Annotated in this window: 16 protein-coding genes; 1 reads left to right on the top strand and 15 read right to left on the bottom strand. The window is 48.9% G+C overall.

Features of this window, described 5'->3' with window-relative positions; genetic code table 11:
* Nucleotides 1–403 precede the first annotated feature (403 nt).
* From ABXS70_RS06950 to ABXS70_RS06930, 5 genes are all read right to left on the bottom strand, one after another.
* Nucleotides 404–691, bottom strand: coding sequence for a stage VI sporulation protein F (locus tag ABXS70_RS06950; protein ID WP_342551921.1), 288 nt, complete (start codon nt 689–691; stop codon nt 404–406).
* Nucleotides 692–816: 125 nt separating this feature from the next.
* Complete coding sequence (recG, locus tag ABXS70_RS06945; RefSeq protein WP_366294932.1) at nt 817–2,862, bottom strand: ATP-dependent DNA helicase RecG; 2,046 nt, start codon at nt 2,860–2,862, stop codon at nt 817–819.
* Between the two features lie 10 nt (nt 2,863–2,872).
* Complete coding sequence (locus tag ABXS70_RS06940) at nt 2,873–3,736, bottom strand: DegV family protein (RefSeq protein WP_342551923.1); 864 nt, start codon at nt 3,734–3,736, stop codon at nt 2,873–2,875.
* Between the two features lie 96 nt (nt 3,737–3,832).
* Nucleotides 3,833–5,632, bottom strand: a complete 1,800-nt coding sequence (locus tag ABXS70_RS06935) for a DAK2 domain-containing protein (RefSeq protein ID WP_342551924.1) — start codon at nt 5,630–5,632, stop codon at nt 3,833–3,835.
* A gap of 49 nt (nt 5,633–5,681) precedes the next feature.
* Complete coding sequence (locus tag ABXS70_RS06930) at nt 5,682–5,990, bottom strand: hypothetical protein (RefSeq protein ID WP_342551925.1); 309 nt, start codon at nt 5,988–5,990, stop codon at nt 5,682–5,684.
* 277 nt (nt 5,991–6,267) lie between these two features.
* Between ABXS70_RS06930 and rpmB the strand changes: the two genes are divergently transcribed.
* Nucleotides 6,268–6,456, top strand: a complete 189-nt coding sequence (rpmB, locus tag ABXS70_RS06925) for a 50S ribosomal protein L28 (RefSeq protein ID WP_024631107.1) — start codon at nt 6,268–6,270, stop codon at nt 6,454–6,456.
* 299 nt (nt 6,457–6,755) lie between these two features.
* Here rpmB and spoVM read toward each other — a convergent pair whose 3' ends face one another.
* From spoVM to def, 10 genes are all read right to left on the bottom strand, one after another.
* Nucleotides 6,756–6,836, bottom strand: a complete 81-nt coding sequence (gene spoVM, locus ABXS70_RS06920) for a stage V sporulation protein SpoVM (RefSeq protein ID WP_019424875.1) — start codon at nt 6,834–6,836, stop codon at nt 6,756–6,758.
* A gap of 157 nt (nt 6,837–6,993) precedes the next feature.
* Nucleotides 6,994–7,251, bottom strand: coding sequence for a hypothetical protein (locus tag ABXS70_RS06915; protein WP_342551926.1), 258 nt, complete (start codon nt 7,249–7,251; stop codon nt 6,994–6,996).
* Between the two features lie 3 nt (nt 7,252–7,254).
* Nucleotides 7,255–7,914: a ribulose-phosphate 3-epimerase gene (gene rpe / locus ABXS70_RS06910; RefSeq protein WP_342551927.1), complete on the bottom strand. Its 660-nt coding sequence runs from the start codon at nt 7,912–7,914 to the stop codon at nt 7,255–7,257.
* A gap of 1 nt (nt 7,915) precedes the next feature.
* Entirely contained in the window at nt 7,916–8,833 is a 918-nt protein-coding gene (gene rsgA, locus ABXS70_RS06905; protein ID WP_342551928.1) for a ribosome small subunit-dependent GTPase A, read from the bottom strand.
* A gap of 60 nt (nt 8,834–8,893) precedes the next feature.
* Nucleotides 8,894–11,113, bottom strand: a complete 2,220-nt coding sequence (gene pknB / locus ABXS70_RS06900; protein WP_342551929.1) for a Stk1 family PASTA domain-containing Ser/Thr kinase — start codon at nt 11,111–11,113, stop codon at nt 8,894–8,896.
* The gene (locus tag ABXS70_RS06895) at nt 11,110–11,886 is read right to left on the bottom strand and encodes a Stp1/IreP family PP2C-type Ser/Thr phosphatase (RefSeq protein WP_342551930.1); all 777 of its coding nucleotides are present in this window, start codon (nt 11,884–11,886) and stop codon (nt 11,110–11,112) included. Before ABXS70_RS06895 ends, pknB begins: the two co-directional genes overlap by 4 nt.
* Nucleotides 11,887–11,893: 7 nt before the next feature.
* Nucleotides 11,894–12,934, bottom strand: a complete 1,041-nt coding sequence (gene rlmN / locus ABXS70_RS06890) for a 23S rRNA (adenine(2503)-C(2))-methyltransferase RlmN (RefSeq protein ID WP_366294923.1) — start codon at nt 12,932–12,934, stop codon at nt 11,894–11,896.
* A 265-nt stretch (nt 12,935–13,199) separates the two neighbouring features.
* Nucleotides 13,200–14,744 carry a 16S rRNA (cytosine(967)-C(5))-methyltransferase RsmB gene (rsmB, locus tag ABXS70_RS06885; RefSeq protein WP_342551932.1) on the bottom strand — a complete coding sequence of 515 codons (1,545 nt, stop codon included), beginning with the start codon at nt 14,742–14,744 and terminating at the stop codon, nt 13,200–13,202.
* Nucleotides 14,741–15,700, bottom strand: a complete 960-nt coding sequence (gene fmt / locus ABXS70_RS06880) for a methionyl-tRNA formyltransferase (RefSeq protein ID WP_342551933.1) — start codon at nt 15,698–15,700, stop codon at nt 14,741–14,743. The genes rsmB and fmt overlap by 4 nt, the downstream gene beginning before the upstream one ends.
* Before the next feature lie 12 nt (nt 15,701–15,712).
* Nucleotides 15,713–16,201, bottom strand: coding sequence for a peptide deformylase (gene def / locus ABXS70_RS06875; RefSeq protein WP_342551934.1), 489 nt, complete (start codon nt 16,199–16,201; stop codon nt 15,713–15,715).
* Between the last annotated feature and the right edge of the window lie 124 nt (nt 16,202–16,325).

The raw sequence follows: 16,325 nt of genomic DNA, 5'->3' as shown, positions 1-16,325 counted from the left end.
TGGTGACCTAGTTAATTTCTCCCTTCTCCCTTGGAGATTAACAAAGGGTATGCTGTAAAAATCAAAAAAAGGCATCTCATCAAGTCATACATGACTGATGAAACACCCTTCTTTACATTATTCTTTACATGACCATTCCACTTGAATGTAATGCGGTCTTTCAAAAAATTCAGTTTACACTATAACGGAGAGAGCAGAAACAATCTGAAAAAGCGGAGCTAAAAGCTTTCTGAAAGAAAGCTGCATCGGAAGCATACGCTTCGCCTTTATCACCGGATTTTACCCTTATAAGAGGGTAATTCACAAAAAATCCAGGGATAAAAGCGATCAGAAGGGTATTCTGTTCTCGGAGTACCCACATGTAAACACCCATCTTTCTTTACAGGAATCATTACATTTAACTTTACCTAAACATGCCCCACAGCTTAATTAAATGGAACGTATTGTTTGGATCAATCTTTTGTGCGATGACAAAAGCAACAAACTGCTCTTCCTGTGCAGGTGAGAAATTTTCATTCATAATGACTGCTGACGACTTGATCAACCTGCGCACCTTCGCCTTATCCTGTAAATCAGCCTTGGTCACACCGTCAATCAGCTTTTTAATGCGCTCTTTGACTGCAGGATTTTTCATCTTTAGTTTGATCCGCTCCACCAGCTGCGGACTGATTCCATATTGTTGGTAACCCAAAACGTACAGCACCTCCCAAAAAAATGAACTCACTTCTTATTCATATGTCGGGAGGGCTTGTTCACTTGTCACTTTTTACAAAACATGCCTTTACACAAACGCAGCACATTCAAAATTAAGCTTTCTTAATCAATCAGATCGCCCTTGAACACCTGCTCCTGCTGGAGATATTCACGCAGCGGCGCATAATCAACAGATGTCCAGAACGCAGCATTCGCAATCAGCGCGGACACATCATCCCTGGCTTGTTCCAGTACGGCGAAATCCGCTACCATATCGGCAAGACGGAACTCAGGCAGTCCGCTCTGCTTGGTGCCAAAGAAATCGCCCGGACCCCGCAGATCCAGATCACGGCGAGACACCTCGAATCCATCCTCGGTTTCAGTCATGACCTTCATTCGTTCCTGACCAACTTCCGTTTTGGGATCAGCGATCAGCACACAATAGGATGCATGCGCACCACGACCGACCCGACCGCGAAGTTGATGCAGCTGGGACAAGCCAAAACGATCCGCGTCCATTATAACCATTAATGTAGCATTAGGCACATCCACACCAACTTCCACGACCGTCGTGGATACCAACAGCTGAATGTCATTGTTGTAGAATTCACGCATCATTTCTTCTTTTTCCGCCGCCGACATGCGTCCATGGAGCAGCCCCACTTTATATTTCGGGAAATTCTGCTGCATCTGCACATGCAGGTCTATGGCATTCTGCACATCAAGCTTCTCTGATTCTTCGATGAGCGGACAGATCAGATAAGCCTGGCGGCCTTGGTCTACCTCTCTGGAGATAAAACCAAGTACCCGCTCCATCATGTCATGCTTCACCCAATACGTGGAGATCGGAATTCGTCCCTTCGGCCGCTCCGATATCGTCGACACCTCAATATCACCAAAAGCCGTAATCGCAAGTGTTCGAGGAATCGGCGTAGCGGTCATCGTTAACACGTCAGGATTATACCCTTTGCGTCTCAAAACGCTGCGCTGATTTACCCCGAAGCGATGCTGCTCGTCCGTAACCACAAGGCCCAGCTCCCGGAAAAAAACATCCTCCTGGATCAGGGCGTGTGTACCCACAACAATATCGATCATGCCCATCTGCAATGAGGCGATCAAATCCTTGCGTTTGCGCCCGTTCACACTACCGGTCAACAGTCCTACCGTCACGCCAAATGGTTCAAACAGCTTCTGAAGCGAGCGCATATGCTGCTCTGCCAGAATTTCGGTCGGCACCATCAGTGCCCCCTGAAAACCGGAGCGAACGGATGTATACAGTGCAATCGCTGCAATCACCGTTTTACCTGAACCTACGTCCCCCTGCAGCAGTCGATTCATCGCATACGGGGAACGCATATCATGCAGAATTTCAAGCTCAACCTTCTTCTGCGCATCGGTCAACTCAAACGGCAGACTGCGCACGAATTCTCGAATCGTCGTATTGTCGGTGGTATGTACCATGCCGTCCATGCGATTCCGGTTCAACGCACGGAATGCCTGCATTTTGAGCTGGAATAAAAACAACTCCTCATAGACCATCCGCTGTCTGGCCCGCTGACCCTCCTGATTGTCCTGAGGACGATGAATACCGGCGATAGCCTGCTTGCGCGGCACCAGATTATATTTTTTAATCAGCGCTTGCGGTAAGATTTCGGGGATCATCTCACCGTATTGAATCAATCCCTGGTTAATCGTTTTGCGCATCCACTGCTGCGTGATCTTACCCGTGACGGAATAGACAGGTTGTAATGTACCTGAACGTCCATCTCCTTTATCAGGGAATTCCGAATCCGACACCGTAAGCTGCATGCGCTTTTGTTCCCATTTGCCAGTCAGTACAATTTGCCGATTGGGTGTAAGCTGGTCTTTGAGAAAATGACGGTTAAACCACGTTGCCGTGATCATCCACTCTTCGGTCATGATTTTGCAGGTCAGACGTGACTTTTTGCCATAGCGCTGCAGTACCGGAACACCCATTACCTGTCCCTGTACCGTAATCTTGTCTCCGTCCTTAACCTCACTGAGCGAACGCAGACGATAATCTTCATAACGAAACGGATAATACTCTAACAAATCTTTTACACTAGAGATGCCAAAGGCGTGAAGCTCTCCCTCTTTGAGAGCACTCACGCCGTTAATTTGCTTCACTGATATTTCTTCCAAATTCATGTCTAATCCCTCATTCCGGAACAGGCCACATAAAGATTGCAATGACACCGGGTCCCACATGACTTCCGATGACGGCTCCGATATTGGTGTAGATCACTTCGTTCAGTGTGAAATGACCCTTTAACTGCTCTGCACAAGCTGCCGCTGACGCAGGATCTGCTGTATGGCCTACCGCCAGATTGACTCGCTTTCCGGCCAGATCCTTCTGGAACAGCTCAATAATACGGGCCATTGCCTTTTTATGACCTCTGACTTTCTCTACAGCGTAGATTACGCCTTCTTCATCAATAGACAGGATCGGCTTGATGTTAAGCAGCGTTCCCAAAATAGCCGAGGCTCTGCCAATCCGTCCACCTTTCTGCAAATACTCCAGGGTATCCACCAGAAAAAACAGCTTGCGCGATTGCTGCATTGCCTCAACAGCAGCTGCAATCTCAGCTGGGGACTTGCCTTGTTCGGCAAGCTCGGCAGCGTGTACCACCATTAACCCATACCCGTATGAAGCCGACTTTGAATCAATCACGGTAAGATCTGAATCACGTTCCAAAAGTGACTTGCCAAGCACAGCCGACTGATATGTACCACTCATGCCGGAAGACAGGTGTATGGATACAATAGGCCTGTCCGGATTCTCATCCAGCAGTGTCTGGTACACGTTCATGAAATCGGTAGGTGAAGGCTGTGAAGTCGTAGGCAGCACAGAACTCTGCCTTAACTTGTCATAGAACTGCTCCGAAGTCAGTTCAATCCCGTCAGCATACGTTTCTTCCCCGAATAACAGACGCAGGGGAACGACATGTATACCGTACATTTTAATCAATTCCTCAGGAATATCGGCTGTACTGTCCGTTACAATCGCAACCTTGTGGCTCACGGGCTCTCCTCCTCTTCGATAAAGTACTATTAGTGCATGTTCAAAAAGTCATTGAGACAGTATAGGGAAAGTCCGAGACTTTTAGAACTACCTCTATTAGGACTCTACAGAGAACAGATAATAATAAACCGGTTGTCCTCCCTGATGTACCTCGACTTCCGCATCAGGATATTGCTCTTCTACCCATGCTGCAAGAGCTGCCGTAATCTCAGCGTCAGCCTCTTCTCCTTCTAGGATAGTAACCACTTCATCCCCGCTCTTCATCATCTGTCCGAGCAGACCTTCGCAGGCATGAAGCATACTTTCATCCGCTGCTACAATCTTGGAGTTATGGATACCGATATAATGGCCCGCCTTGATATCCAGTTCATCATACTGGGTGTCCCGAACGGCATGAGTCACCTGACCAGACTGCACACGGCTGATCGCCTCTAACATCTGATCACGATTCGTTTCTAGGGACTCGTCCTCTTGGAAAGCAAACGCCGCGGCCATACCTTGTGGAATCGTTTTGCTTGGGATCACCGTAATACGACGCTCATCCTCCAGCAATTCCCGAGCCTGTTCAGCAGCCAGCACAATGTTGGAGTTATTCGGCAAAATAAATATCTGCTCCGCCGTGATCGAATGGACGGCTTTCACAAAGTCCTCTGTACTCGGGTTCATTGTCTGTCCACCCGACATCACTACATCTACACCCAGACTTCTGAAAATTTCCGCAATACCATCGCCGGAAGAAACCGCGATAAAGCCATAAGGTGCCATCTCGTCTGCGGGGAGCACTGCTTCTTCAAGCGTGCTTGTTTTCTCCTGCGGAATCTCAGCAAAGAGCTCGGGTGATGCAGCGATATCCATGCCCGCGGTTAACAAATCACGATGCTGTTCACGCATATTCAAAATATGAATCTGTGTGATCTCACCGTACTTCAATGCCAGATTTAATACATCACCAGGTGTCTTGGAATGCACGTGCACTTTGATCACTTCATCATCAGCAATAATAATGATGGAGTCACCATTTACCGACAGCGCTTTTCGGAACATCTCATCGTCAAATGCGGTTCCAGCATTCTCTCCAAGCTCACGGTTGATGAAGAACTCCATATCGTACAGGAATTCAATATCTTCGGTTTCCAATCTGGCTTGAGCTGACAGAGGCATTTCAGGAGCAATGACCTGTGCCGTCTTCGCTGCAGCCGGTTCAGATGCAGGCGTTTTCAACGGTACCGCTGGTGACGAAACCGTTTCTTTCTGCAGTGAAGGTCGTGAACCACCCTCCGTTTTCAGCAGCACTTCCATAAAACCTTCATAAATATATACAAGTCCCTGACCACCCGAGTCCACAACACCAACCTGTTTCAGTACAGGCAGCATCTCTGGAGTCATCGCCAGGGCTTCTTTTGCTTTTAACAAAACTTCGTTCATTAATTCAGTTATATCATTCGTCCGTCTTGCATAGTAGCTGGCATGTTTGGCCGCTTCTTTGGCTACGGTAAGAATGGTTCCCTCCACGGGTTTCACAACCGCTTTGTAAGCTGCGTCAACTCCATTTTGCAGGGCGGCTGCGAATTGAATCGTATTCAATTCTTCAAAAGGAGCTGCTGAACGACTGAACCCACGGAACAGTTGGGATAAAATAACCCCAGAGTTTCCGCGCGCGCCCATAAGCAGACCTTTGGATAATATTCCGGCAGCTTCTCCAATGGATGCCGAGCTCTTTCTTTTAATCTCTGCAACACCTGCAGTCATCGTCAAATTCATGTTTGTTCCCGTATCGCCATCCGGCACAGGGAAAACATTCAGGGAATTGACATGTTCTGCGTGCTGCCCTAGTTGTTCCGCTCCGGCAATAACCATCGCGGTGAAATCTGTTCCATTTAAAGAACGTATACTCAAGTGAGAATTCCCCTTCCTAGCTTGATACACGAACACCTTGCACCAAGAATCATTTTGGTCGTTCATGCGCTAACGCGGCTGCGTTATTCTTCGTCCATACCTTGTCCGGCCCAGGCACACAATACAGCATGTCAGCCGGATGAACGGTCTGGGCGGCCGGGCTACCAATATCCTGCCATTCTCTGCAGCCCGTTATGCGGGCATAGGGATATGCGCCGGTATCAGAAGCCGACATGAATGCCGCATGGAGACTGGTGCCAATGATGGAATGCCGCATCTCACAGCGCTGCCAAAAAAGCAAACCTCCAACCTCTACGTACGGTTTTTTCTCCGGCTCCCGCGGCAACAGCCTGTTCATGGCTGTACTATGGACTATTCAACATTGTACTATATTAGACAAGAGAAATAAATAAAGTTTTTGGATCAGTTGACGAAGCTTTTTTGATTATGATATTATATTTAAGTATTGTTTTATGCAGGTTAAGTAATGGAAATGATCCGGCCAAGCCGGCTTGAACAACACCATTAGCTACTGAAGCCTGATCTTTAGGATCAGGAAAGAACAATTAAGTCCTGATGGAATGACGTTCGTCTCTCCGAAGGCACTGGTTATTTTAGGATAGGAGGTGTAATCTATGTCTCGCAAATGTTATGTGACAGGTAAGAAACCGGGCACCGGTAACCACGTATCCCACGCTAACAACCGTAACCGTCGTTCTTGGGGCGTAAACGTTCAGAAGGTTCGTATTCTCGTTAACGGCAAACCAAAACGTGTATACGTAAGCACCCGTGCACTGAAAGCCGGTAAAGTGACTCGCGTATAATCACGCAAAGCTGCTATAAATCGGGTAAGCAAAAAGCACCTTGTTCCTTGCAGGTGCTTTTTTGGTATTCAAAAAAGCACAGCCTTCCTCTACGCTCAGATCAGTTATGATCAATCAGGATCTGTTATAATCAGCTTGTTCCAATAAACGAACCGTTTGATATCCTTTCCAACTTTCCAAGTACATTACGTCTACCGTACACAGGAATGGCCGCCGCATGGCACGTCATGCAGATCCGGTTCTCCAGATGAGCTTTGAGCCAAAGCGGCGGTATTCGTTTAACGGTGCTGCTGATCAAATCAGTTCTTTTGAAACGTATTCAGGATCGCCTTTACAAACCCTCCCAAAAACTTCGGCAGTTTGAATGTGTAAAATTTCATACTTCACCCTCCCCATCATGCTCATGCGTCCGCCGTATCCTATGCTTCAGGCCTTTTTCACCCAAACACGACAAAAAAGGCTACATGAGAAACCTGCTCATGTAACCATATTTATGCGGAACCTGCTGTCCCTATTCCACAATGACAAGCCCGAAGATCAGCCTATTTGCGTTTGGGGAAGATACTGATAGACCGCAATCATGAAAACACTCATGAGATAATACAGTATGCTGAAAATGACAAAAGTAATCCGAAGTCCCTTTCGGTCGAACTTGCGGAAGTACATAATAACGACCCCAACCCCGATTAATGACGTGAGTGCATTGAATGGAGCCTGGAGAACTGCAAATAATGCTAGTACCAGGCCTGTGACAAGACTCCCCGCCATCGTCCACAGCGTCTCTCTGAGAGTCATGAATTAACCCTCGTAACTGCTGCGAATCTCGGCAATCGCGGCAGATCGGTCTTCCCGTCCGAATACGGCACTGCCAGCCACCAACACGTCAGCCCCTGCTTCCACCACTAATGGCGCCGTATCGGCAGCAATTCCGCCGTCTACCTCGATATGTACGTCATGACGTCCTCTCTCATTAAGCCATGTACGAATTTGTTTGATTTTGTTCATCGTGCCGGAGATAAACGCTTGTCCACCGAAACCTGGATTCACCGTCATGACCAGAACCATGTCTACATCATCCAGCACTTCCTGAATCGCACTTGCCGGCGTTCCCGGATTGAGCGCTACTCCTGCCATGATTCCCTGCTCTTTAATCAGATGAATGACACGATGCAGATGCACGCAAGCCTCGGCATGAACTGTAATCACTGCTGCGCCTGCTTTGGCGAACTCTTCTACGTACCGCTCCGGATTTTCGATCATCAGATGAACATCCAGCGGCAGCGTTGTGTGAGGCGCAATAGCCTTTACAATCGCAGGGCCGAGCGTAATATTAGGAACGAAGTGACCGTCCATGACGTCAACATGAATCCAGTCTCCGCCCGCTGCTTGCGCTTCGGCAACTTCTGCCCCCAATTTGGCAAAGTCTGCTGATAATATGGATGGGGCAATTTTAATCATATTAATACCTCCGCTTCTTCTCTTTCATTTCAGTCAGAAACTGCTCATAGTGCTGATATCGGCTTTCGGAGATCAGTCCTTCCTCCTTTGCCGCGAGCACCCGGCAGCCTGGTTCATGCGTATGCGTACAGCCGCGGAACTTGCACTGGTCAGCAAACTGGGCAAACTCCCGGAAACAAGTCGACAATTCCTCCACACCAATCTCCAGGAAGTCGAGCTGGCTGAACCCCGGTGTATCTGCCACAAATCCACCATTATCCAGCGGAATGAGCTCCACATGTCTGGTTGTATGTTTACCGCGCCCAAGACGCATGCTGATGGCACTGGTTTCCAGCGTGAGCCCTGGCATCAGTGCATTCAGCATCGATGACTTTCCGACGCCAGACTGGCCCGAAAATACACTGATTTTGCCAGCGAGACGTTCTCTAAGCAGCTCGCTGCCTTCTCCGGTAAGTGAGCTGGTCGAGATGACCTCATAGCCGATCTGCTCGTACATTGCCTTAACTTCGGCGACAACGTTCCGATCTTCGGCTTCAGGATCAATAAGATCCTGTTTTGTCAGCACGATAAGTGCATCGAGTCCGGCCTGCTCAATATGCACGAGAAACTTGTCCAGCAAGTTCAGATTCATGTCCGGCTCTTTCACCGAGAACAGCAAAACAGCCAGGCTTACATTGGCCACTGGAGGACGAATCAACTCTGTATCACGCTTGTGAATCTCGTCTACTGTTCCTTCTCCGTTCTCCGTCAGCATATAACTTACACGGTCACCAACAAGCGGAGAAGTGCCTCTTTTGCGAAATATGCCTCTGGCCCTGCATTGAACGGCGGAACCTTCAACCGAAGGAACCCCGTTGTCTTCCACCGGCATGACATAGTAGTAACCACTTAATGCTTTAACGATGATACCTTCTGGCACAGCTCCGTCGCCCTCCTTCAGATCAGTTACATTCATTCCCTACGTCAGCATAAGCCGTCCTTATGGACGGCCTGATGCGTTGACAACTCCTTTTTTCTTATCCTCTTTATGCTTGCCCGGTCCTTTATCTGTCTTCATTGCCGAAGTGTCACCTTCCTGATTGTCCCCTTCGCCGTCAGCCGGAGTGGACTCAGGCTGGTCTTCTCCGCCATTTTCATTGCCATTGTCCACACTGCCATTGTCACTATTCCCGGGATCAGGATTATTCTCTGGTGGTGCTTGCGTGTTTTGTTCAGGGTCAATAGAAGGAACATTGACCGTACCGTTCTTCGCTTCACTGTAAGATACGACGTACGTATCCAGGAATTTGCCATCCCGGTAGACGGATACCGCACCATTTTCATTTGGAGCAAGCACAAGCGGGATGGTCAGGACTTGAGCGGAATTGATGGTTCGTGTACCCCACTCCTGATTCTTACCGCGTGCATCTTCAAAGGTGATACGGATTTTGCTGTTTTTGCCTGCTTCTTTCGGTGATACATTGATGTTAAAAGGATACTGGAGTGCTTCAGGTGGATATCCTGTGCTGATAAAGATCGTAATTTTGTCGCCAGGGTTCACGTCCGCTCCTGCTTCCACAGGCCACTGCTGGGTGACTTTACCTTGGTCCACCGTATAACTGGATTCTTCCTGCACCTGTCCGAGCACAAGACCTTTTTCTTTCAGCATTTGTTCTGCTTCACTGCGCGTATGATTTTTCAAATCAGGCATTTTGACCGTTTCAGTACCCTTGCTGACGGTTAACTCAATTTCAACAGCTTCCGGATCAAACTCTTCGTTCACACCAGGCGTCTGGGAAATGACTGAACCTGAAGGCACTTCATTGGAGAAATCATCCTTGCGTTTGATCTGGTCTTCCTTAAGACCGAGTGCAGTCAGTTTTTTGACAGCTTCGGTATATGAGTCACTTTTAACGTCAATCATCTTCTTCAATTCTTTTTTCGCACCAACGCTGAGCTGCACTTCAGTGCCTTTTTTGACCACATCGCCTTCATCTCTGCTTTGATCAAAGACGATGCCGGGTTCAACGTTTTCCTTGTATTCCCGGATGACCTCGCCGCTCACAACCAAACCCTGCTCCTCCAACATTTGACGGGCTTTTTCTTCCGTCTGGCTGATCACATTAGGGACCTTTACCTCAGGCACGACGAGCATATCTTTTACATACCACACCACCGCAACCATAGCGATCAGAATAAGAACAGTCAATGAAATGATCAGCACCGGTTTCTTCCAGTTTTTATTCTTCGGTTTACCCGAGTTCACTTCTTTATCTATCTCCATCACAGGCACCGTTCCGGTGGATGTCATTCCACGCGGCTCCGGTTTGATGGCCGGCATGACCCGTGTCTGATCAATATCATCCTCATCCGGAAAATCAACCTTGGACTCATTGCGGCGCTCCGGCATGAGGCAGGTTTCCAGATCATGCTGCATCTCTTTGGCCGATTGATAGCGCTCCTGCGGATTTTTGCGCATGGATTTCAGAATGACATTTTCAACACTTTGCGGAATGAGCGGGTTGAATTTGCGCGGTTCATCAAACTCTTCCTGCAGATGTTTCAGAGCTACACTAATCGGACTCTCCCCTAAAAAAGGAAGCTGCCCGGTGAGCATTTGATAAAGTACAATTCCAAGAGAATATAAGTCCGACTTCTCCCCAGTCACAATACCTTTAGCATGCTCTGGCGAGAAATAATGCACTGAGCCTACAACCGAGCCTGTCTGCGTAATCGTTGTAGAGGTAACTGCACGCGCAATCCCGAAATCTGTTACTTTTACGCGTCCATTCCGTCCAATTAATATGTTATGCGGTTTAATATCCCGGTGAATAATCTGATTATGATGCGCGTGATCCAGAGCATCCGCGATCTGGGAAGCAATGTGTACCGCTTCGTCGACCTGCAAAGGCGCACGTTCTTTAATAATTTCATTTAGATTCTTGCCTTCAACGTACTCCATGACAATATAATGAACGTCATCTTCCTGACCCACATCGTAAATGCTGACTACGTTGGGATGAGAGAGCGATGCCGCCGATTGTGCCTCTCTGCGGAAGCGGCGAATAAACTCTTCATCATGCACAAACTGCTGTCTGAGTACTTTAATCGCTACATTGCGGTTCAAGAGCAGATCCTGGGCTTTGTACACTAGAGCCATGCCGCCGCCACCGACACGCTCAATGACTTCATAGCGTCCGCCTAGCTGGTGCCCGATCATGACTCACACCCCGTTTCCGTTTGTACGGTATCCTGCTGCTGGGGCTCAAATAAAGCCACCGTTATGTTATCGTCTCCTCCAGCAAGCAGTGCCAGCTGCAGCAATCGGTCAGCACGGTCTTCCAGTGCAAGTTCAAGGTTGCCCGCGACCTGAATAATCTGCTCATTGCTGACCAGGTTGCTAAGTCCGTCACTGCAGAGAAGCAGCACTTCGCCTTCTTCCAATTTCACTGTATCCATATCAACCTTCACCTCGGCATCCGTGCCAAGCGCACGGGTAAGCACGTTGCGGCGTGGATGATGAGTAACATCCTCTTTGCTGATCTGACCATTTTTATACAATTCGTTCACCAGTGTATGGTCCTCGGTCAGCTGGAATACTTCCCTGCCCGCAATTTTGTAGGCACGGCTGTCCCCGATATGTCCAATCACACCTTCCGCATCATTCAACAAGGCTGCGACTACGGTCGTTCCCATGTTATGATACTTGTCGTCCGTGGACGCCGTGCGGAATATGACTTCATTCGCATGAAGAATCGCATCGCTCAGAGCTGCGGACAGAGAAGCATGGGACAAACCTGGCTCAAGTGTCGCCAGATCCTGAACCAGCGTCTCCACCGCAAGGCGGCTTGCTGTATCACCAGCAAGGTGTCCGCCCATGCCATCCGCGACGATTCCCAGAATATATCCTGTATCGAGATTACGAATCCAGGCTGAATCTTCATTTACCGAACGTACTCGTCCGATATGGCTCACATGAACTGTTTTGATCAAAACGCTCTCACCTCAACTCCATATGCTTTGCACGAAGCTGGCCGCAAGCGGCAGCAATGTCATGTCCCTGTTCACGGCGAATCGTAACATTCACTCCCTCTTCCGAGAGAATTCTCTGGAAATTAAAAATGTCACTTCTTGATGTTCTCACATATTTGCGTTCAGGCACATGGTTAACCGGGATCAGGTTGACATGGCACAACATGTTTTTAAGCACACTTGCCAGTTCCGCTGCATGCTCAGGCTGATCGTTAACGCCGCCAATCAATGCGTATTCAAACGTAATTCTCCGGCCTGTCTTCGCCAGGTAATAGCGAAGAGATTCCATCACATCTTCAAACGGGAAGCGGCGGTTTACAGGCATCAATTTCGAACGAAGAGCGTCATTAGGCGCGTGGATCGAAATGGCAAGATTAATCTGCGTGTCTTCATCTGCAAACTTATAGATGTTGGGCACAATTCCACTCGTGGACACGGTGATATGACGCTGCCCGATGTTCAGTCCTTTTTCATGGATCATAATCCGCAGGAACGTCATCGTTGCTTCATAGTTTTCAAAAGGTTCACCCGAACCCATGATCACGATGCTGCTGACCCGCTCACCGCGTTCATCCAGAATTTTCTGAGCCTGTACGACCTGGGCAACGATTTCTCCGGCTGTCAGGTTGCGTTTGAGACCGCCCAGCGTGGACGCACAGAACGTGCAGCCGATCCGGCAGCCAACCTGTGTTGTTACACAGATGCTGTTTCCGTAGTTATGCTTCATAATAACCGTCTCAATCGCATGATCGTCATGCAGACCAAAGAGGAATTTCACCGTTCCATCCTTCGATTCAAACTTGGTAATTTCCTTCAGCGTTACGAATTCGAACTGGTCTGCCAGCTTCTCGCGTAAAGCTTTGGAAAGATTGGTCATTTCACTAAAATCATTCACACGTTTCACATAAATCCAGTCAAAAATCTGGCCGCCGCGAAACGCGGGTTCCCCGTTCTCTACAGCCCACTGCTGCAGCTGCTCGAGGGAAAAATCGTATATAAAAGGTTTCATTTTGTTGTCAACACCTATTCCTTTATTCTTTTCATTTGTTTTTCAATGGCTTTCCATCGTTTTACTGCATTCGTCCTATTCTATCACAAACGCCACTTTACATCCATGTATACCCTTCAAACCCGTTCTTCATGCATTATAACACCTCGCTGCTGCCATCGCACCTTGACATCCATTTGCCGACTAGAAATTAGCGAATGTCCTCTCACAAAGAAATCCGCCGGGGTTTCCCTCGGCGGCCTTCCTTCAGTGCTCTATTAAACGGTTAATCAGCCACTCTTGTCAACCTTGCGATGTAAAAACCGTCACTGTGCGCGTACTGCGGCAGGATCTGAACACCGCCATTCACGGGTTTCCAGTTCGCGGCTTCGGGCTGCGACCAGAAAGGCGTTCCGATGGCCCGATATTCCGGATGACGGTTCAAAAAGTCCGCAACCATCTCTTCGTTCTCCGACGCTTCAATGGTACATGTGCTGTATACGAGAATACCCCCGGGTTTGAGCAGCGGTGCAGCACGGTCCAAAAGCTCACGCTGCAGGCTGGAAATCTCTTCAATATCCGAAGCGGACTTGGTCCATTTCACATCCGGCTTGCGGCGAATTACGCCTAGTCCCGAACACGGTGCATCCAGCAAAATCCGGTCAAAAGAAGACTCGGCATATCGCTTGTTCAAATCAAGCGCATCCCCGGTTACCGCATCAATGCAGCTGAGTCCAAGACGTTCAGCCTGTTCCAGAATAAGTTCCCGTTTATGTGCATGGACATCATTAGCCGTGATATGACCGCGGTCTCGCATTTTTTCTGCCATGTGAGCCGTCTTGCCGCCTGGAGCCGCGCAGCAGTCCAGTACGTGGTGTCCCTCTTCAGGCGCTACAGCTTCGGCAACCAACATAGAACTTTCGTCCTGTACAGAGAACAGGCCGTCCCGATACCAGGACGTGAGAGCCATGTTACCGCCGCTTCGTACCAGAATACCATCCGGGCTGAGACGGGAAACGTCCACAACAGCCCCGGCATCTGCCATCTCCTCCATCAGCTTGTCACGTGTAGTCATCGTGGTGTTCACACGCACACTCACTGCCGGGGGTTCGTTATTCGCCCGGCAAATGGCTTCTGTCGTCTCTTCTCCATATTGAGCGATCCACCGCTCCACCATCCAGAGCGGATGGGAATGCTCCAGCGAGATCCGTTCTGGAGCTGGCAGATCCGAGGGAATATGCAGCTGTTCTTTATTGCGAATCATATTCCGCAGCACGCCGTTAACCATACCGGAGATTCCCTGATGACCAAGCTTCTTCGCCAGGTTCACGGCTTCGCTGACGACGGCATGTTCCGGAATTCGATCCAGGTAGATCAGCTGATACGCGCTGATCCGAAGCAGGCTTCGCACCCATGACTGTAATTTTGCCATTCCCTTTGCAACAAAACGCTCCAAATAATAGTCCAGCGTATTCCGTCTTGCAATCGTTCCGTATACCAGTTCTGTAGCCAGTCCGGCATCCGCAGAACTCAGCTCTGCCTCTTTGAGACGACGGTTTAATTCCAGATTACTGTACGCTCCATCCTGCTCAACCGCACTAAGTACCTTGACAGCAAGTGCCCGGGCTGAAGTTTTTGGTTTCTGCACACGAGTGTGAGCCTGGCTCCCCTTCGCAGAAGAAGTCGATGCAGGCCTGTTTCCTGCACGCCCCCCTTGATTGTCAGAAGAACCCTTACTGGAATGACGACGATTCGCATGGTTACCGCCTGCTCGGCTGGCCGCTGCTTGATATTCTTTACCTGAAGAATGTCCTGATTTTGGAGTACTCATCGCAGCACCATTCCAGGCTTCAAGGTTCCACCACGTGCAAAGTCAGCGGCCTGCATCACTTTTTTGCCAGCAGGCTGCACTTCGGTCAGCCATAGAGAGCCATCACCTGTCTTTACTTCTATGCCTGATTTATTCAGCTGCAGCACGGTCCCCGGCTCGGCTTGTCCAGCATTCGAAGCAGAAGAGGCTTCATCTGCAGTCTGATCGGGATTAGCCGCCGCCCAAACTTTAAACACCTGTTCATCCCACATCGTAAATGCGCCTGAGAAAGGCACCAACCCGCGAATCTGGTTAAACAATTCACGGGATGTACGATTCCAGTCGATCTTCTCGTCTTCACGAGTCAGATTACGAGCATAGGTAGCCTCCGCTTCATTCTGAGGAACGGCTTTCGTTTCTCCTGCAATCAGACGGGGCATCTCCGCTTGAAGCAGCTTGGAACCGGCTTCGCTCAGTTTGGCAAACATCGTTCCCGAGGTATCTTCATCTGTAATCGGCACTTCCACTCGTGAGATCATATCTCCGGTATCCAATCCTTCAGCCATATACATTAATGTAACGCCTGTCACCGATTCTCCATTGATAATGGAACGCTGGATCGGTGCGCCTCCGCGATATTTGGGCAGAAGAGATCCGTGTACATTCACGCATCCACGAATCGGCATATCCAGCACTGCCTTCGGAAGAATCTGTCCAAAGGCTGCAGTCACAATCAGATCAGGCTTCCATTCCGCAAGGCGAGCTGTCGCTTCCGGATCACGAAGCTTGACAGGCTGAAACACCGGCAGACCGTGGCGTTCAGCTGCGGCCTTGACCGGTGTAGGTGTAAGCACTTTTTTACGTCCCTGCGGTTTATCAGGCTGGGTCACTACACCCACCACATGATATCCCTCTGCCATCAGCATATCCAGCGAAGGAACGGCAAATTCAGGTGTTCCCATAAAAACAATGTTCAAATCAATCACTCCTTAATTTCGACGCGGTCCAGTCTGCTCAGGCGCAATTTCATATACTTTTTCGGCGATATCTGTAAAGAGTACACCGTCTAAATGGTCAATTTCGTGTTGGAACGCACGGGACAGCAGGCCGCTGCCAGTAATAATAAGCTCTTTGCCTTCCCGGTCCAGGCCTTTAACCGTAACCGTCTCAAAGCGGCGAACATCACCGTTAATTCCAGGGATACTCAGGCATCCTTCGGGGCCAAACTGCTCTCCTTCACTGGAGATAATCTCCGGATTGATCATTTTGATCAGCCCCTGCTCATCCCCGGCATCAATGACAATCAAACGCTTCAGGATGCCCACTTGCGGAGCGGCCAGACCTACGCCTTCGGCGTCATACATCGTGTCTGCCATATCATCAAGCAGTTTCTGTACATTGGGTGTAACCTTGGTTACTTCTTTGGCTCTTTTGTGAAGCACCTCATCTGGTTCTTTAACGATAATACGAATCGACATGTTGTAAGCACCTTCCTAATCCTTATCATAGTTTCACGAATCATCTTTAATTTCGTATGTTGGTTTTAATCTATGTTTATACCGCTTGTTCACATCCACGTTATTATGAAAAGAACTGTGAAAT

The sequence above is a fragment of the Paenibacillus sp. AN1007 genome (assembly GCF_040702995.1).
Classification (GTDB): domain Bacteria; phylum Bacillota; class Bacilli; order Paenibacillales; family Paenibacillaceae; genus Paenibacillus.
Note: the sequence above shows the minus strand (reverse complement) of the source record. Positions and strands in the feature narration are given on the sequence as shown.